Raw genomic sequence first — 15,653 nt, 5'->3', positions numbered from 1 at the left:
GGCTCCTGCAGGTCGGTGGTCGAGCCTCGGCTCTCGGTGGTCGAGCCGGTTTTCCGGTGGTCGAGCCGGCTATCCGGTGGTCGAGCCTGTCGAGACCCAACCAAGCAAGTGCTTGGTAGGGTAGCAGCATGGCGCTCTTGCTGGACCTGACCGGGAAGGTCGTCCTCGTCACCGGAGGCACCCGCGGCATCGGCCGGGGGATCACCTCGGCGTTCCTGTCCTCAGGGGCGAACGTGGTCACCTGCTCCCGCTCGGAGGTGGAGCCGGTCCCCGGCAGCTCCCACCACGTCTGCGACGTGCGGGACCCCGAGGCGGTCACTGCCCTCGTGGACGCGGTCGTCGCCGAGCACGGGTCGCTGGACGTCTTGGTCAACAACGCCGGGGGAGCGCCGGCGACCGACGCCGCGACCGCGTCACCGCGCTTCCACGACAAGATCCTCGCCCTCAACCTCAGCGCCCCGCTGGTGCTGGCCCAGGCCGCCAACCGGGTCATGCAGGAGCAGGGGACGGGCGGCGCGATCGTCAACATCTCCTCGATCTCCGCCCACCGTCCGGCGCCCACGATCGCCGCGTACGGCGCGGCCAAGGCCGGTCTGGACTCGCTCACCCGCTCGCTGGCGATGGAGTGGGGGCCGCGGGTGCGGGTCAACGCGATCGACGTCGGCCTGTGCCGCACCGAGCAGACCGACGACCACTACGGCGACGACTCGCGGGTCGCCGCGATCGAGGCCACCATCCCGCTCGGTCGGATGGCGACGCCGACCGAGGTGGGCAACGTGGCCGTCTTCCTGGCCAGCGACCTGGCGTCGTACGTCTCCGGCGCGCGGGTCACCTGCGACGGCGGCGGCGAGCCGCCCGTCTTCCTGCACATCTGAACCACCGACATCCCAAGGAGCCCCTGTGTCCTCTCTCCTCGCCGGTCGCGTCGCGATCGTCACCGGTGCCGGTCGCGGCATCGGCCGCGCCCACGCCCTCGAGCTCGCCCGGCACGGTGCCGCGGTGGTCGTCAACGACTACGGCGTGTCCCTCGCCGGTGAGGACACCGGTGAGACGCCGGCCGAGTCGGTGGTCGCCGAGATCGAGGCCGCCGGCGGGCGGGCTGTGGTCAACACCGCCGACGTGGCCGACTGGGATCAGTCGGCCGCGATGGTGCAGCAGGCCGTCGAGACCTTCGGGGGGCTGGACATCCTGGTCAACAACGCCGGCTTCGTGCGGGACCGGATGCTGGTCAACACCTCCGAGGAGGAGTGGGACGCGGTCATCCGGGTGCTGCTGAAGGGCCACTTCGCCCCGCTGCGGCACGCCGGCTCCTACTGGCGCGACGAGTCCAAGGCGGGTCGCCAGCGCGCCGCGCGGGTCATCAACACCTCCTCCGGTGCGGGGCTGCAGGGCTCGGTCGGACAGTCGGCGTACTCCGCGGCCAAGGCTGGCGTGGCCGGCCTGACGCTCGTCGCCGCCCAGGAGATGGGTCGCTACGGCGTCACCGTCAACGCGATCGCGCCGGTGGCGAAGACCCGGATGACCGAGGGCGCCTTCGACACCTCCGAGATGGCGCTGCCCGAGGACAACTCCCCGATCGTGGCCTGGCTGGCCTCCGAGGACGCCGGTGACGTGACCGGCCGGATGATCGAGATCGACGGCTCGCTGATCACCCTCGAGGACGGCTGGCGCCACGGGGAGTCCCGCGACGCCGGTGGTCGGTGGTCCGCTGCCGACGTCGGCCCCGCCCTGCGGTCCATGATCGCTGCTGCCCCCGCTCCGGAGCCGGTGTACGGGGCGTGATCTGGGAAGGTCTGACTGATGTCAGTCAGACCTTTCACGTCGCGGTCGAACCTTCGACCGCACACGCGAAGGTCTGACGCTCAGGGAGCGGTGACCCGGCGCTCGGAAGCGTCCGGTCAAGCTGCCCTCGCCATGAACCGGCGCAGTCGGGCCACGAGCAGGTCCGGCCGCACCAGGTCGGCCCAGGTGATGCGTACGACGGTCCACCCTGTCAGCTCGCGGATCCGGTCCTCACGCGCCTTCTCGCGCAGCACCATCTGCTCGATGGTCTCCCCGGGGCGTCGATGCCGGTGGTACTTCTCCCGGCCGTCGAACTCGACGATCAGTCGGTGCTCGGGCCAGGCGAAGTCCACGATCCCCACGAGGCGGCCGCCAGGCTCGTGGATCTCGAGCTGGAGGACGGGTGAGGGCAGACCGTGGTCGCCGAACAACAACCGGCTGCGGGTCTCGCCCACGCTCTGCGAGCCAGCGGCGGCGAGCGACAGCTTGTAGGTCAGGTCGAGGTGGTCCCGCCAGGCGTCGCGTGCGTCGAGGGTCGCGCGAAGCTCAGGCAGGCTGGTCGTCCCCTGCTCGATGAACCAGTCGAGGACGCAGGCGGCGGCGTCCCTCGTCAGGATCGACGCAGTGTCGAGGGCCGTGCGCGTCGGCGTGGTGATCCAGTGGCCCTCCGACCGGGTCACGTCGAGGACACCCAGCTCCCCACGATGGTGTCTGACCCGGGCGCGGTTGCGCTCCCCGATGCGGTGGAGCGAGGTGAGATGGGCCTCGCCGAGGGGGACCTGCCAGTCGGGAGCGCCGTACGCGATGGCGGCGCTGACGTGTGACAGCGCGACGTCGTCCCGGAAGAGCTCGAGCACTGCCTCGGACAGCATGAGATGGCGCGTACGTCCGTCGGCGGCCTGCCATGCCGTCGCCAGCGCGTACGCGCCGTGTCGAAGGGGGACGATCTGTCCCGCGCGCTTGCGATGCAGGATGGCGCGGTCGTCCAGGCCGGCCGCGACCATGTCGCGGCGCAGCAGGACGCCGAGGGGGCTGGCCAGGTGCTCGAGCATGCCTGGCAGCGTGACTGATCTCCGGCCGCAGCGCGGCAGCCTGTCCACAGGCTCCGGTGGCTGCGTGAGTCAGACCTTCGGGTTCGCGGTCGAACCTTCGACCGCGAAGTGCAAGGTCTGACTGACATCAGTCAGACCTTCCAGCCCAGCGACCCCTCAGAGCCGCTCGATCACGGTGCCCGTCGCCATGGCCCCGCCGGCGCACATGGAGATCAGGGCGGTGGAGGCGTCGCGACGCTCGAGCTCGTGCAGGGCAGTGGTGATCAGCCGGGTGCCGGTGGAGCCGACCGGGTGGCCCAGGGCGATGGCGCCGCCGTTGACGTTGACCCTGTCCATGTCGACCCTGTGCTCGCCGGCCCACGAGAGCACGACGGAGGCGAAGGCCTCGTTGACCTCGAACAGGTCGAAGTCGGAGATCGACATCCCGGTCCGGTCCAGGATCCGACGGGTGGCGTCGACCGGCCCGTCGAGGTGGAAGTAGGGGTCCGAGCCCACCAGGCAGTGGCTCACGATCCGGGCCCGGGGCTTGAGCCCGAGCGAGGCGGCCAGGTCGGAGTCCATGAGAAGCACCGCCGAGGCGCCGTCGGAGATCTGCGAGGAGGTGCCGGCGGTGTGCATGCCGTCGGGCAGCACGGTCTTCAGACCGGCCAGGCCCTCGAGGGTCGTCTCACGCAGGCCCTGGTCGGCTTCGACCAGGCGGGTCTCCCCGGTCGGTGTGCCGTCCTCGCCCAGGACGGGCGCCTCGTACGCCGCGATCTCGCGCTTGAAGCGACCCTCGTCCACCGCGACGCGCGCCTTCTGCTGCGAGGCGAGCCCGAAGGCCTCGAGGTCGCCGCGGGTCAGGCCGCGATGCCGGGCGATGCGGTCGGCCGCCTCGAACTGGTTGGGCATGTCGATGGTCCAGTCGTCCGGTCGGGGGTCACCCATGCCCGGCGGGACGTTCGCGCCCAGGGGAATGCGTGACATCGCCTCCACGCCGCAGGCGATGCCGACGGAGATCGTGCCGGCGGAGATCATGTCGGCCACGAGGTGGGTGGCCTGCTGGCCCGAGCCGCACTGCGCGTCGACCGCGGTGCCGGCGGTGTGCTGGGGGAGCCCGGCGTGCAGCCAGGCCCGCCGGACCATGTCGTTGGACTGCTCGCCGGCCTGGGTCACGCAGCCGCCCACCACCTGCTCCACGAGCTCGGGGTCGACGCCGGCCCGCGACAGCACCTCGCGCTGCACGAACCCGAGCAGCTGGGCCGGGTGCACGCCGGCCAGCCAGCCCTTGCGCTTGCCGAGGGGGGTGCGGACGGCGTCGATGATCACTGGGGTACCCATGGCTCAAAACTAGAACACGTTCTCGTACGCCGACAAGCCGAGGCGCCTGCGTGGCAGGCGAGTGCCACCTCGTGTTGCACCGTTGCTCACCTACCGCCGGTATGTAATGCTGCTCACTAGAACGTGTTCCACCTCGCGTGCTCGGCGCGCAGGTGCGGACGCTCCACGACCTGCGCACCACCCACGACCCGCACGCACCCAGCGCCCCACCACGGCGCGACCGCCACCACCGAGGGAGCACCCTGTGACGATCGCCGACACCCCGCTCGCCGCCTTCGACCCGACCGACCCGGACGTGCTCGCCGAGCGCGTGCCGCACGAGGAGATGCTGGCGATGCGCCGCACCGCCCCGGTGTCCTTCGTGGCGCAGGACGAGGACGCGCGCGCCGGGTTCCCCGACCACCAGGGGTACTGGGCGCTGAGCAAGCACGCGGACGTCGCGGCGGTGTCGAAGAACCAGACCGACTTCTCCACCCAGGCCAACGGCGTGATCATGCGGTTCGCGCCCGGGATGACCAAGGAGGAGCGGGAGCAGTCCGGCTTCCTGCTGATCAACCACGACGCGCCCGACCACACCAAGCTGCGCCAGATCGTCTCCCGTGCGTTCACCCCGCGCGCGATCAACGCGCTGCACGACGACCTGAAGGCTCGGGCGCAGAAGATCTTCGCCGACGCGGTGGAGTCCGGCAGCGGCGACTTCGTCGAGCAGGTGGCCGCCGAGCTGCCGCTCCAGGCGATCGCCGACCTGCTCGGGGTGCCGCAGGAGGACCGCGGCAAGCTCTTCGAGTGGTCGAACCAGATGATGTCCTACGACGACCCGACGGTCGAGGGCGACCAGATGGTCGCCTTCATGGAGATCCTGGCCTACTCGATGGCGCTGGCCGACGAGCGCCGCAAGAACCCGCAGGACGACATCGTCACCAAGCTGGTGACCGCGGACGTCGACGGTCGGGGGCTCACCGACGACGAGTTCGGCTTCTTCATGATCCTGCTGGCCGTGGCCGGCAACGAGACCACGCGCAACGCGATCACCTGGGGCATGCACGCCTTCGCCACGAACCCCGACCAGTGGGACACATTCGTCGCCCAGCGCCCGGCCACCGCCACCGACGAGATCATCCGGTGGGCCACGCCGGTGACGGCCTTCCAGCGCACCGCTCTGCGTGACGTCGAGGTCGGAGGGGTGACGATCCCGGCCGGGGAGCGGGTGGGGCTGCTCTACGCCAGCGCCAACTTCGACGAGGACGTGTTCGAGGACCCCTTCACCTTCGACGTGTTGCGTGAGCACAACCCCCACCAGGCATTCGGCGGCCACGGTGCGCACTACTGCATCGGCGCCAACCTCGCCCGCATGGAGGTCGACCTCATCTTCAACGCCATCGCCGACAGCGGCGTGCGCGTCGAGCTTCTCGGCGAGCCCGACCGGCTGCGCAGCGGCTGGCTCAACGGCGTCAAGAGCCTGCCTGTCGCCTACCACCGCTGACGCCACTCGCGTCACGTCCGTCCCGCCACGCCCATCTGAGGAGTTCCATGTCCGTCGCCGACGTCCTGCCCGAGGGCTTCACCGACTTCACCGACCCGTTCCTGCTGGAGCGGGGGATCCCGCACGACTCGTTCCGTGCCGCCCGTCAGCAGTTCCCGGTCACGTGGGTCGAGCAGGCCCCCGGCACGTACGACGGCATGTCGGCCGAGTCGGGATCCGGGTACTTCGCGGTGACCCGTCACGCCGACGTCGCGGCGGTCTCGAAGAACTCCAAGGACTGGTCGACGGAGGAGAACGGGGCGATCATCCGCTTCTCCGAGGGGATGCAGCGCGAGCAGATCGAGCTGCAGCGCACGATCCTGCTCAACCAGGACCCCCCGCACCACACGCAGCACCGGGCGATCGTCAGTCGTGGATTCACGCCCCGCTCGATCGCCGAGCTCGAGGAGACGATGCAGTCGCGGTCGCGCCAGATCGTGGGTGACGCGGTGAAGCAGGGCAGCGGCAACTTCGTCGAGCAGGTGGCCGCCGAGCTGCCGCTGCAGGCGATCGCCGACCTCATCGGCGTCCCGCAGGAGGACCGGCACAAGATCTTCGACTGGTCCAACCAGATGCTCGCCTCCGACGACCCCGACATCCAGGGCGAGCCCGACGTGGCGGCGGCCGAGATCCTCGCCTACGCGATGATGATGGCGGCCGACCGCAAGGCCAACCCGCGCGACGACATCGTCACCAAGCTCGTCAACGCGCACATGGGGGACCGCGGCCTCACCGACGACGAGTTCGGCTTCTTCGTGATCCTGCTGGCGGTCGCCGGCAACGAGACCACGCGCAACGCCATCACCCACGGGATGAACGCGTTCTTCGACAACCCCGAGCAGTGGGAGCTGTGGAAGGCCGAGCGGCCGGACACGATGGTCGACGAGGTCGTCCGGTGGGCCAGCCCGATCAGCGTCTTCCAGCGCACCGCGCTGACCGACACCGAGGTGGGCGGCGTCGCGGTGGCGAAAAGCCAGCGCGTGGGTCTGTTCTACGCCAGCGCCAACTTCGACGAGGACGTCTTCACCGACCCGTTCCGCTTCGACATCACCCGTGACCCCAACCCGCAGCTCGGGTTCGGCGGTCACGGCGCGCACTACTGCCTCGGAGCCAACCTGGCGCGCCAGGAGATCCGACTGATCTTCCACGCCTTGGCCGACCTCGCCCCGGACATCAGCCGCCTGGCCGAGCCGGCGCGACTGCGCCACTCCTGGGTCAACGGCATCAAGGACCTGCAGGTCTCCTACACCTGAGCCCTGCGCTGCCGATGGAAACGGGGTGACCCGCTCCTCTCGGCTGCTCGTGGCGATCCTCCTGCTGGTCGGCACTCCCTGGCCGGCGCAGGCGGTGCCGCGGGGCGACGAGGCCGTGGTGGAGCAGGTGCCGGCCCGCGAGCGGCACCGCACTGACCTGGTGGCGGTGCCGCAGCGGGCCTGGGTCGTGCTGCGCGGCCACGGCTGGGGGCACGGCCACGGGATGAGCCAGTACGGCGCCGGCGGCGCCGCCACGTCCGGGCTCACCTGGCACGAGATCCTCGACTTCTACTACCCCGGCACCGCCACGGGCCACGCCGACGGCGAGATGCGCGTGCTCGTCACCGCGGACATCACGCCCGACCTGGTCGTCCGCCACCAGCCCGGCCTGACCCTGCTCGACGGCGGGGCAGCCTTCGTGCTGCCCTCCGGCGTGACCGACCAGTGGCGCATCGTCCCGACGGCCTCGGGCACGGTCCTGCAGCGTCGTACGACGAAGGGCGGCGTGGTCCGTTGGCGCAAGGACCGCCCGGTGTCGGTCGGAGCGGGCTTCACCGCGGGCGCTGCGCCGGTCGTGCTCGTCACGCCGGCGGGGGAGACGGGCTACCGCGGCCGGCTCCTCTCCGTGCCCGGGTCCGAGGGGCGTGACACGGTCAACGTGCTGGGCCTGGAGGACTACGTGCGCGGGGTCGTGACCCGCGAGATGCCGGCATCGTGGCCCGCGGCGGCGATCGCCGCCCAGGCGGTAGCGGCGCGGACCTACGCGGTGCGTGCGCGGGCAGGGGCGGCCGGTCGCACCTACGACGTGTGCGACACCACCGCCTGCCAGGTGTACGGCGGAGCAGCCGGTGAGACCGCGGCCGGCTCGGCCGCGGTGTCGGCCACCGCGGGGACGATCCTGACCTGGCAGGGGGCTCCGGCACTCACGATGTACTCCTCCAGCAACGGCGGCCGGTCCCTCGGGGTCGACGGCGTCCCGTACCTGGTCGACCGGCGTGACCCCTGGGACGACTGGGCGCCGAACCCGAACCACACCTGGATGCGCCGCATCGCCGACGACACCCTCGAGAGCCGCTGGCCGGCGCTCGGCGAGCTCACCGGCATCCGCGTGCTCGCCCGGGAGGGCGGCGGCGAGTGGGGCGGCCGGGTGCTCGGCGTCCGCCTGGTCGGCACCGCCGGTGCGGTCACCGTGCCCGCGGCGGAGCTCAAGGCCGCCCTCGGGCTCAAGGAGCGGTGGTTCACCCTCGTCGGTGCTCGCCGACGCTGGTGAGCCCCCGGCGGCGCGGGCTCAGTCGCGCGCCGTGAGGATCAGCGGCCCGTCCTCGGTGATGGCGACCGTGTGCTCCATGTGGGCGCCGCGGGACCCGTCGGCACTGCGCAGGGTCCACCCGTCGGCGTCGGTGTAGATCTCGTCGGTGGTGTGCAGGAACCACGGCTCGATGGCGATCACCAGGCCGGGCTGCAGCTTGAACCCGCGTCCGGCGCGACCGTCGTTGGGGATGTGCGGGTCGCCGTGCATGGTGCGACCGACGCCGTGGCCGCCGAACTGGGTGTTGATCGACAGGCCTGCCTCGCGCGCGACGCCCGCGATGGCGGCCGAGATGTCGCCGATCCGGTTCCCGGGACGGGCCTGGGCGATCGCGGCCTCGAGCGCCCGCGTGGTCACGTCGATGAGGCGCAGGTCCTCCTCGCGCGGGGTGCCGACGACCACCGAGAGGGCCGAGTCGGAGACCCAGCCGTCGACCGAGGCGGCGAAGTCGACCGAGAGCAGGTCGCCGTCGGCCAGGACGTAGTCGTGGGGGAGGCCGTGCAGCACCGCGTCGTTGACCGACGTGCACAGCACCTTGCCGAAGGGCGAGGCGCCGAAGGAGGGGTGGTAGTCGATGTAGCAGGACTCCGCGCCGGCCTCGCGGATCATGTCGTGCGCGAGGGCGTCCAGCTCGAGCAGGTTGACCCCCGGCGCGGCCTTCTGGGCCAGTGCGGTCAGCACGGAGGCCACGAAGCGCCCGGCGGGGCGCATCTGCTCGATCTGGGTCGGCGTCCTGAGCTCGATCATGACGCCGACCCTACCGAGAGCGCGAGCGTGCTCAGTTGCTCGGCTTCTGGGAGCCCACGACCCACATCGCGAAGAACTGCGAGCCGCCGCCGTAGGCGTGCCCGAGCGCCCGACGCGCACCGTCGACCTGGTGCTCCCCGGCCGCCCCGCGGACCTGCAGCGCCGCCTCGCCGAAGCGCAGCATCCCCGAGGCGCCGATGGGGTTCGAGGACATCACGCCACCGGAGCAGTTGACCGGGATCCGGCCGTCCATGGCCGTCGCGCCGGACTCGGTGAGCTTCCACCCGCCGTACTCCTCGGCGAAGCCGAGCGACTCCAGCCACATCGGCTCGAACCACGAGAACGGCACGTAGATCTCGGCGGCGTCGATCTCGTCGATCGGGGAGGTGATGCCGGCCTGCTTCCACAGCGCCGCCGCGGCGTCGCGGGAGGCCTGCGGGTTGACCTGGTCGCGCTCGGCGGCGGTCGTGGCCTCCGAGCGCATCACGGTGCCGTGGATCCACGCCGGGTTCGAGGACGACCGCGCAGTGTCCTCGTCGACGATCACCAGGGCGCACGCGCCGTCGGAGGACGGGCAGGTCTCGTCGTAGCGGATCGGGTCCCACAGCATCTGGGAGGACAGCACCTGCTCGACGGTCTTCTCCTCGCGCAGGTGCGCGTAGGGGTTCTTCAGCGCGTTGGTGCGGTCCTTGGCGGCCACGATCGCCCCCACGTGGGTGGGTGCCCCAGAACGCCGGATGTAGGAGCGCACGTGCGGCGCGAAGTAGCCGCCCGCGCCGGCGTGGACCGGCATGTTGAACGGCACGGGGACCGAGAGCGCCCACATGGCGTTGGACTCCGACTGCTTCTCGTAGGCCACGGTCAGCACCCGCTTGTGGACGCCGGCCTGCACCAGCGAGGAGGCGACGATGGCGGTGGACCCGCCCACCGAGCCGGCCGTGTGCACGCGCAGCAGCGGCTTGCCGGCAGCGCCGAGCGCCTCGGCGAGGAACAGCTCGGGCATCATCACGCCCTCGAAGAGGTCCGGCGCCTTGCCGACGACGATCGCGTCGATGTCGTCGAGGGTCATGTTCGCGTCGAGCAGGGCCCGGTCGATGGCCTCGCGGCACAGGCCGGCCATCGAGACGTCCTTGCGCTGGGCGCGGTGGTGGGTCTGGCCGACGCCGATCACCGCGGCGGGCTGCTTGCTCATCGGTTACCTCCGGTGGTCGAGCCCGTCGAGACCTCGAGAGTGCACATGAAGTTCTGCTGCAGCGCCGGACCGCTGGTCGCGTGCGCGAGCGCCTTGTCGGAGTCGCCGGCCCAGATCCGGCGGGCGGCCTCGCCCACGCGGATGCCGCCGGCGGAGAACATCGGGTTGCTGGCCAGCGCCCCGCCCGAGGGGTTGATCGTCACGTCGTCGGCCAGGCCGGCCTCCCGACGCAGCACCAGCTCCTGGTGGCTGAACGGCGCGTGCAGCTCGGCGGTGTCGACGCCGCCGAGGTCCAGGGCCTCGGCGCAGCGACGGGCCGACGCGGAGCCGGTGAGGTCGCGCGACATCGTCATCTCGTCGACGTACGTCGACAGGCCGGTGATCCACGCCGGCCGGTCGCAGACCTCGCGCGCCCGGTCACCGGCGGCCAGCACGATCGCCGCGGCACCGTCGGTCACCGGGGCGCAGTCGTGCTTGCGCAGCGGGTCGGCGTACATCGGCCGCGCCAGCAGCTCCTCGACCGAGGAGCCGCCCTTGCGCACGGCCCACTCGTTCTTCTCCGCGTCGGTGAGCGAGCGGTTGACCACCTCGGCCATGGCGCGCTCGTCCCACAGGCCGGCGTCCATGCCGGCGCGGGCCTGCAGACCCGCCAGGGAGACGGTGTCGGGCCACAGCGGGGTCATCGTGTACGGCTCGAGCTGCAGCGACAGGGTGCGGCGCAGCACGCCGGCCGAGGACTTGCCGAAGGCGTAGACCAGCGCGGTGTCGACCTCGCCGGTCTGGATCTTGATCCAGGCCTCGTACATCGCCCAGGCCAGGTCCATCTCGACGTGCGACTCGTTGACGGGCGGGATGACCCCGATCGCGTCGACGGCCTGCACGAAGGAGAAGGACCGGCCGGCCAGGTAGTCGGAGGAGCCGGAGCACCAGAAGCCCACGTCCTGGCGGGTCCAGCCGGTCTGCTCGTAGCACTCCTTGAACAGGGGGACGAGCAGCTCCACGCACGTGGGCGACCCGTCGAAGTCCCTCATCTGTCGCTGGGCGAACCCGACGACGGCGACGTCTCTCATCTTGTCTCTTCTCGTCTCTTCCGCCGGCTACAGGTGCTGCTTGTAGGTCTCGAAGTCCGCGTCCGGCTCGTCGGTCGGCGCGAAGTGGCTGATGTTCTCGATCGTGGTGCCCCACTCGTCCTCGGGCTTCCAGACCGCCTTGACCCGCATGCCCATCCGCACCTCGTCGGCGGGGCAGTCGAGGATCAGGTGCAGGACGGCGATGTCGGCGCCGTCGAGGAGGATGTACGCCGACACGTACGGCGGGGTGATCCGCTGTCCGAGGAAGGGCACGTTGACGATGCAGAAGGTCGTCACGGTGCCGGTGTGCGACAGCTCGACCTCCTCCGCGGTCGGCGTGCCGTCCGAGGGGCACGCCGCCCTGGGCGGGATGTAGACCTTGTCGCACGTGGGGCAGCGCTGGCCGACGATCCGGCCCTGCTCCAGCCCACGGTAGAACGCGGACTCCTCGGGGCTCGCCGCGTAGGTGTAGTCGAGGCTGACCGGCACGACGATCCCGGTGACCGGGTCGACCGCGCCGCTCGGCGCGACCGCCGGGACGGCCTCCTCACCCGCGGGCAGCGGCTCGAAGCACGCGATGTCGGTGATGGCACCGACCCGCTCCTCGGCCCAGCGCACCCGCACCCGCATGCCGGTCGACACCTCGTCGGGGGAGGAGACGTCGAGCGCGTGCAGGAACGGCTTCGTCGCGCCGTCGAAGGTGACCAGCGCGAAGGCGAAGGGACGGTCGAAGGGCTGGTGCTTGACCGGCTCGGGCACCCAGGTCCACGACGTGACCGTGCCGACGGGGGAGACCTCGACGAAGTCCTCGAGGGCCTGGTGGGTCACCGGGTCGTACTCCGGTGGGGGCACGACGACCTGGCCGTCGGAGGTGCGCCCACCGACCACCACGCCGTCGCGCAGGCCGGTGAGGAACCGGCCGAGGACGGGTCCGGTGGAGCGGGTGTAGTCGAAGGCGACCGTCACCGGCGCCGAGAGGGTGCGGGACATGTCCCCAAAACTAGAACGTGTTCTATGCCGATGGCAACTGTTCTGGCAGGGTGTCCTCCATGAAACTGGGACTTCAGCTGGGCTACTGGCAGGCGCAGATGCCGACGCACCACGGCGACCTCGTGCAGGCGGCCGACGAGTCCGGCTTCGACGCGATCTTCACCGCCGAGGCCTGGGGCTCCGACGCCTTCACCCCGCTGGCCTGGTGGGGCCGGGAGACGAGCAACGTCCGCCTCGGCACCTCGATCGTGCAGATGTCGGGTCGCACCCCGACCTCCATCGCCATGCACGCCCTGACCCTGGACCACCTCTCCGGCGGTCGGCTGGTGCTCGGCATGGGCGTGAGTGGACCGCAGGTGGTGGAGGGTTGGTACGGCCAGCCCTTCAAGAAGCCCCTGGCACGCACGCGCGAGGTCGTGGACATCATCCGGCAGGTGCTGCGCCGCGAGGGCCCGGTCACCAACGACGGCCCGCACTACCCGCTGCCCTACACCGGCGAGGGCGCCATGGGCCTGGGCAAGCCGCTCAAGCCGATCACGCACCCGCTGCGCGCCGACGTCCCCATCTGGCTGGGCGCCGAGGGGCCCAAGAACGTCGCGCAGACCGCCGAGATCGCCGACGGGTGGATCCCGATCTTCTACACGCCCAAGTCGGCCGGGATGTACCAGGACTGGCTCGACGAGGGGTTCGCCCGCCCCGGTGCCCGCCGCACCCGCGAGACCTTCGAGATCGCTGCGACCTGCCACCTGCAGGTCGTCGAGGACGGGGCGGAGAAGCGTGCCGCGGTCGACGCGATGAAGCCCTTCGCGGCCCTCTACATGGGCGGCATGGGCGCCCAGGAGATGAACTTCCACAACCAGGTCTTCGTGCGGATGGGCTACGAGCAGCTCGCCGAGGAGGTGCAGCGTCTCTTCCTCGCCGGGGAGAAGGAGCGTGCCACCGCCCTCATCCCCGACGAGCTGGTCGAGGACATGCACATCATCGGGACCGAGGGCGAGGTCAAGGAGAAGGTCGCCGAGTGGGAGTCCACCGGCGTCACCACCTTGATGGTCAGCCTGCACACGCCCGACGAGGTGCGTCGGGTCGCCGAGCTGCTGGCCTGACATGACCGAGGTCATCGGGCTCAGCGCGTTCGCGCACTCCGACCTGCCCACCGAAGAGGTCGAGCGGCAGCAGGAGGTGTACGACGCCCTCACCGACGCGGTCCGAGGTCTGGTCGACGCCACCATCCGCTCGACCGTGCCGGAGGAGCGCATCCGCTCGGTCGAGGAGCGGGTGCGCGCGCTGACCGAGGAGCTGCGGTCCGAGCAGCTGCCCGGCCCGTTCGGCATCCACTACAACGACGAGGGTCGGTCGTGGAACTGGGGCAACGTCGTGGTCGGCCGGCGGAATGCGATCGCGCCGCCGATGGAGCTGCTCGAGCGGCCCGGGGGAGGTCTGCGCGCGCAGGTCGAGCTGGGTGCGGCGTACGAGGGGCCGCCGGGGCTGGTCCACGGTGGCGTCACGATGCTCCTGCTCGACCACCTCATGGGCGAGGTCGGCAGTGACGGCCATCGTCGCGTGACCATGACCGGCACGCTCACCGGACGGTACGCCGCTCCCACGCCACTGGGTCCGGTCGTGCTCGAGGGGTGGATCGCGCGCGAGGAGGGCCGCAAGGTCTTCGTCGAGGCGACGCTCGGCACCCCGGAGGCGGTCACGGTCGAGGCGCACGGGGTCTTCATCATCCCGTCCTGGGCCTGAGACCCGTTCCCTGGCGGGACACTCTGGCGCAGAACTGGAACACGTTCTAGTCTCGCCCCATGAGCGACCTGGACACCCTGCGCACCGGCACCCACAACGGCCACCTCATGGTCGCCGCCCTCAAGCGGCACCGCACGAAGCCCGTCATGCACCTCGGTGACACCGTGCTCACCGGCGGCGAGACGGCGGCTCGGATCAGCCAGTACGCGCAGGCCTTCGAGTCCCTCGACGCCGGACGCGGCACCGCCGGGGCGCTGCTCGCGCTCAACCGCCCCGAGGTGCTCTTCATCCTGGGTGCCGGGCAGACGCAGGGCTACCGGCGTACGTCGCTGCACCCGCTCGGCTCGCTGGACGACCACGCCTACGTCATCAACGACGCCGAGATCAGCGTCCTGGTCGTCGACCCGGTCTTCGCCGAGCGCGCGGCCGGGCTGCTGGAGAAGTGCCCGGGCCTCAAGCAGGTCCTCACCATCGGGCCGGTGCCCGACCAGCTCGCCCACGTCGGCAAGGACCTCGTGGCTGCGGCCGCGGAGTTCGAGCCGAAGCCGCTCGAGGCGGTCCTGCTCCCGCCCGACCACATCACCTCGATCACCTACACCGGCGGCACCACCGGCAAGCCGAAGGGCGTCATCGGCCTGGCCCAGTCGTTCTCGACCATGACCGCGGTCCAGCTCTCGGAGTGGGAGTGGCCGACCAACCCGAAGTTCCTCATGTGCACGCCGCTCTCGCACGCGGGCGCGGCGTTCTTCGCCCCGACCGTGATCAAGGGCGGCGAGCTGCACGTGCTGACGAAGTTCGACCCGGCCGAGGTGCTGCGCGTGATCGAGGAGGAGCAGATCACCGCGACCATGCTGGTGCCCTCGATGCTCTACGCGCTGATGGACCACCCCGACAGCCGCACCCGCGACCTGTCGTCGCTCGAGACGGTCTACTACGGTGCCTCGGCCATCAACCCGGTGCGCCTCAAGGAGGCGATCGAGCGGTTCGGCCCGATCTTCGCGCAGTACTACGGCCAGTCCGAGGCCCCGATGGTCATCACCTACCTCTCCAAGGAGGACCACGCCGAAGCGGTGGCGACCGGCAACGACGCGCGGCTCTCCTCCTGCGGTAGGCCTGCCGCGATGCTGCGCACCGCGCTGCTCGGCGAGGACGGCAACCCGGTCCCCGTCGGCGAGCCGGGAGAGATCTGCGTCGCCGGCCCGCTGCTCTCCGGTGGCTACTGGAAGCTGCCGGAGGTGACCGCCGAGACCTTCCGTGACGGCTGGATGCACACCGGTGACGTGGCCCGCGAGGACGAGGACGGCTTCTGGTACATCGTCGACCGCACCAAGGACATGATCGTCACCGGTGGCTTCAACGTCTTCCCGCGCGAGGTCGAGGACGTTGTGGCCGAGCACCCCGCGATCGCCCAGGTGGGGGTCATCGGCACCCCGCACGAGAAGTTCGGCGAGGCCGTCACCGCGGTGGTCGTCATGCGCGAGGGCCACGAGCTGACCGACGCCGTCGTCGCCGAGATCCAGGAGATGGTCAAGGAGCGCAAGGGCTCGGTCCAGGCGCCCAAGCAGGTCATCGCCACCGAGGCGCTGCCCCTCACCGGCCTGGGCAAGCCCGACAAGAAGGCGCTGCGCGCGCAGTTCTGGACCGGGGACCGCTCGGTCGGCTGACCCGACGTA

General features: G+C 71.0%; 14 protein-coding genes. 8 read left to right on the top strand and 6 right to left on the bottom strand.

Annotated features, from left to right (window positions below; translation table 11 throughout):
* Positions 1-128: 128 nt before the first annotated feature.
* Together BKA05_RS09310 and BKA05_RS09305 are read left to right on the top strand one after the other, a co-directional pair.
* Positions 129-875 carry an SDR family oxidoreductase gene (locus tag BKA05_RS09310; RefSeq protein WP_179531195.1) on the top strand — a complete coding sequence of 249 codons (747 nt, stop codon included), beginning with the start codon at positions 129-131 and terminating at the stop codon, positions 873-875.
* Positions 876-900: 25 nt separating this feature from the next.
* On the top strand, positions 901-1,782 hold the full coding sequence (locus BKA05_RS09305) for an SDR family oxidoreductase (protein WP_179531194.1): 882 nt from the start codon (positions 901-903) through the stop codon (positions 1,780-1,782).
* Between the two features lie 116 nt (positions 1,783-1,898).
* Here the strand turns inward: BKA05_RS09305 and BKA05_RS09300 are convergent, their stop codons facing one another.
* Positions 1,899-2,834 carry a type IV toxin-antitoxin system AbiEi family antitoxin domain-containing protein gene (locus BKA05_RS09300; RefSeq protein WP_179531193.1) on the bottom strand — a complete coding sequence of 312 codons (936 nt, stop codon included), beginning with the start codon at positions 2,832-2,834 and terminating at the stop codon, positions 1,899-1,901.
* A gap of 156 nt (positions 2,835-2,990) precedes the next feature.
* Complete coding sequence (locus tag BKA05_RS09295) at positions 2,991-4,154, bottom strand: steroid 3-ketoacyl-CoA thiolase (protein WP_179531192.1); 1,164 nt, start codon at positions 4,152-4,154, stop codon at positions 2,991-2,993.
* Between the two features lie 244 nt (positions 4,155-4,398).
* On the opposite strand from BKA05_RS09295, the gene BKA05_RS20290 reads away from it, so the two are divergent.
* Genes BKA05_RS20290 through BKA05_RS09280 form a run of 3 tightly spaced genes read left to right on the top strand, consistent with a single transcriptional unit; the run spans position 4,399 to position 8,199 of the window.
* The gene (locus BKA05_RS20290; RefSeq protein ID WP_343045586.1) at positions 4,399-5,637 is read left to right on the top strand and encodes a cytochrome P450; all 1,239 of its coding nucleotides are present in this window, start codon (positions 4,399-4,401) and stop codon (positions 5,635-5,637) included.
* Positions 5,638-5,684: 47 nt separating this feature from the next.
* The gene (locus tag BKA05_RS09285; protein WP_179531190.1) at positions 5,685-6,929 is read left to right on the top strand and encodes a cytochrome P450; all 1,245 of its coding nucleotides are present in this window, start codon (positions 5,685-5,687) and stop codon (positions 6,927-6,929) included.
* Between the two features lie 25 nt (positions 6,930-6,954).
* Entirely contained in the window at positions 6,955-8,199 is a 1,245-nt protein-coding gene (locus tag BKA05_RS09280) for a SpoIID/LytB domain-containing protein (protein ID WP_179531189.1), read from the top strand.
* Between the two features lie 18 nt (positions 8,200-8,217).
* On the opposite strand, the gene map is transcribed toward BKA05_RS09280, so the two are convergent.
* Genes map through BKA05_RS09260 form a run of 4 tightly spaced genes read right to left on the bottom strand, consistent with a single transcriptional unit; the run spans position 8,218 to position 12,237 of the window.
* The gene (gene map, locus BKA05_RS09275; protein WP_179531188.1) at positions 8,218-8,985 is read right to left on the bottom strand and encodes a type I methionyl aminopeptidase; all 768 of its coding nucleotides are present in this window, start codon (positions 8,983-8,985) and stop codon (positions 8,218-8,220) included.
* A gap of 31 nt (positions 8,986-9,016) precedes the next feature.
* Positions 9,017-10,177 (bottom strand): thiolase domain-containing protein, encoded by a 1,161-nt coding sequence (locus BKA05_RS09270; RefSeq protein ID WP_179531187.1) that lies wholly within the window; start codon positions 10,175-10,177, stop codon positions 9,017-9,019.
* Entirely contained in the window at positions 10,174-11,247 is a 1,074-nt protein-coding gene (locus tag BKA05_RS09265; protein WP_179531186.1) for a thiolase domain-containing protein, read from the bottom strand. The genes BKA05_RS09270 and BKA05_RS09265 overlap by 4 nt, the downstream gene beginning before the upstream one ends.
* A 27-nt stretch (positions 11,248-11,274) precedes the next feature.
* Positions 11,275-12,237 carry a Zn-ribbon domain-containing OB-fold protein gene (locus BKA05_RS09260; protein WP_179531185.1) on the bottom strand — a complete coding sequence of 321 codons (963 nt, stop codon included), beginning with the start codon at positions 12,235-12,237 and terminating at the stop codon, positions 11,275-11,277.
* A 59-nt stretch (positions 12,238-12,296) separates the two neighbouring features.
* Between BKA05_RS09260 and BKA05_RS09255 the strand changes: the two genes are divergently transcribed.
* From BKA05_RS09255 to fadD8, 3 genes are read left to right on the top strand one after another with little or no spacing between them, the layout of a single operon-like run.
* Positions 12,297-13,340 carry an LLM class F420-dependent oxidoreductase gene (locus tag BKA05_RS09255; protein WP_179531184.1) on the top strand — a complete coding sequence of 348 codons (1,044 nt, stop codon included), beginning with the start codon at positions 12,297-12,299 and terminating at the stop codon, positions 13,338-13,340.
* 1 nt (position 13,341) lies between these two features.
* Entirely contained in the window at positions 13,342-13,980 is a 639-nt protein-coding gene (locus BKA05_RS09250) for a PaaI family thioesterase (RefSeq protein WP_179531183.1), read from the top strand.
* Between the two features lie 59 nt (positions 13,981-14,039).
* Positions 14,040-15,644, top strand: a complete 1,605-nt coding sequence (gene fadD8, locus BKA05_RS09245) for a fatty-acid--CoA ligase FadD8 (protein WP_179531182.1) — start codon at positions 14,040-14,042, stop codon at positions 15,642-15,644.
* Positions 15,645-15,653: the final 9 nt, after the last annotated feature.

The organism is Nocardioides marinus, from assembly GCF_013408145.1.
Classification (GTDB): domain Bacteria; phylum Actinomycetota; class Actinomycetes; order Propionibacteriales; family Nocardioidaceae; genus Nocardioides; species Nocardioides marinus.
The sequence above is the reverse complement of the archived record's forward strand: the minus strand, read 5'-3'. Positions and strand labels throughout refer to the sequence as shown.

Excerpts from the sequence above, each read along its gene's own strand:
- map (WP_179531188.1), bottom strand. The coding sequence starts at position 8,985 with ATGATCGAGCTCAGGACGCCGACCCAGATCGAGCAGATGCGCCCCGCC.
- BKA05_RS09265 (WP_179531186.1), bottom strand. The coding sequence starts at position 11,247 with ATGAGAGACGTCGCCGTCGTCGGGTTCGCCCAGCGACAGATGAGGGAC.
- BKA05_RS09295 (WP_179531192.1), bottom strand. The coding sequence starts at position 4,154 with ATGGGTACCCCAGTGATCATCGACGCCGTCCGCACCCCCCTCGGCAAG.
- BKA05_RS09300 (WP_179531193.1), bottom strand. The coding sequence starts at position 2,834 with ATGCTCGAGCACCTGGCCAGCCCCCTCGGCGTCCTGCTGCGCCGCGAC.
- BKA05_RS09285 (WP_179531190.1), top strand. The coding sequence starts at position 5,685 with ATGTCCGTCGCCGACGTCCTGCCCGAGGGCTTCACCGACTTCACCGAC.
- BKA05_RS09270 (WP_179531187.1), bottom strand. The coding sequence starts at position 10,177 with ATGAGCAAGCAGCCCGCCGCGGTGATCGGCGTCGGCCAGACCCACCAC.
- BKA05_RS09255 (WP_179531184.1), top strand. The coding sequence starts at position 12,297 with ATGAAACTGGGACTTCAGCTGGGCTACTGGCAGGCGCAGATGCCGACG.
- fadD8 (WP_179531182.1), top strand. The coding sequence starts at position 14,040 with ATGAGCGACCTGGACACCCTGCGCACCGGCACCCACAACGGCCACCTC.
- BKA05_RS09260 (WP_179531185.1), bottom strand. The coding sequence starts at position 12,237 with ATGTCCCGCACCCTCTCGGCGCCGGTGACGGTCGCCTTCGACTACACC.
- BKA05_RS09250 (WP_179531183.1), top strand. The coding sequence starts at position 13,342 with ATGACCGAGGTCATCGGGCTCAGCGCGTTCGCGCACTCCGACCTGCCC.
- BKA05_RS09310 (WP_179531195.1), top strand. The coding sequence starts at position 129 with ATGGCGCTCTTGCTGGACCTGACCGGGAAGGTCGTCCTCGTCACCGGA.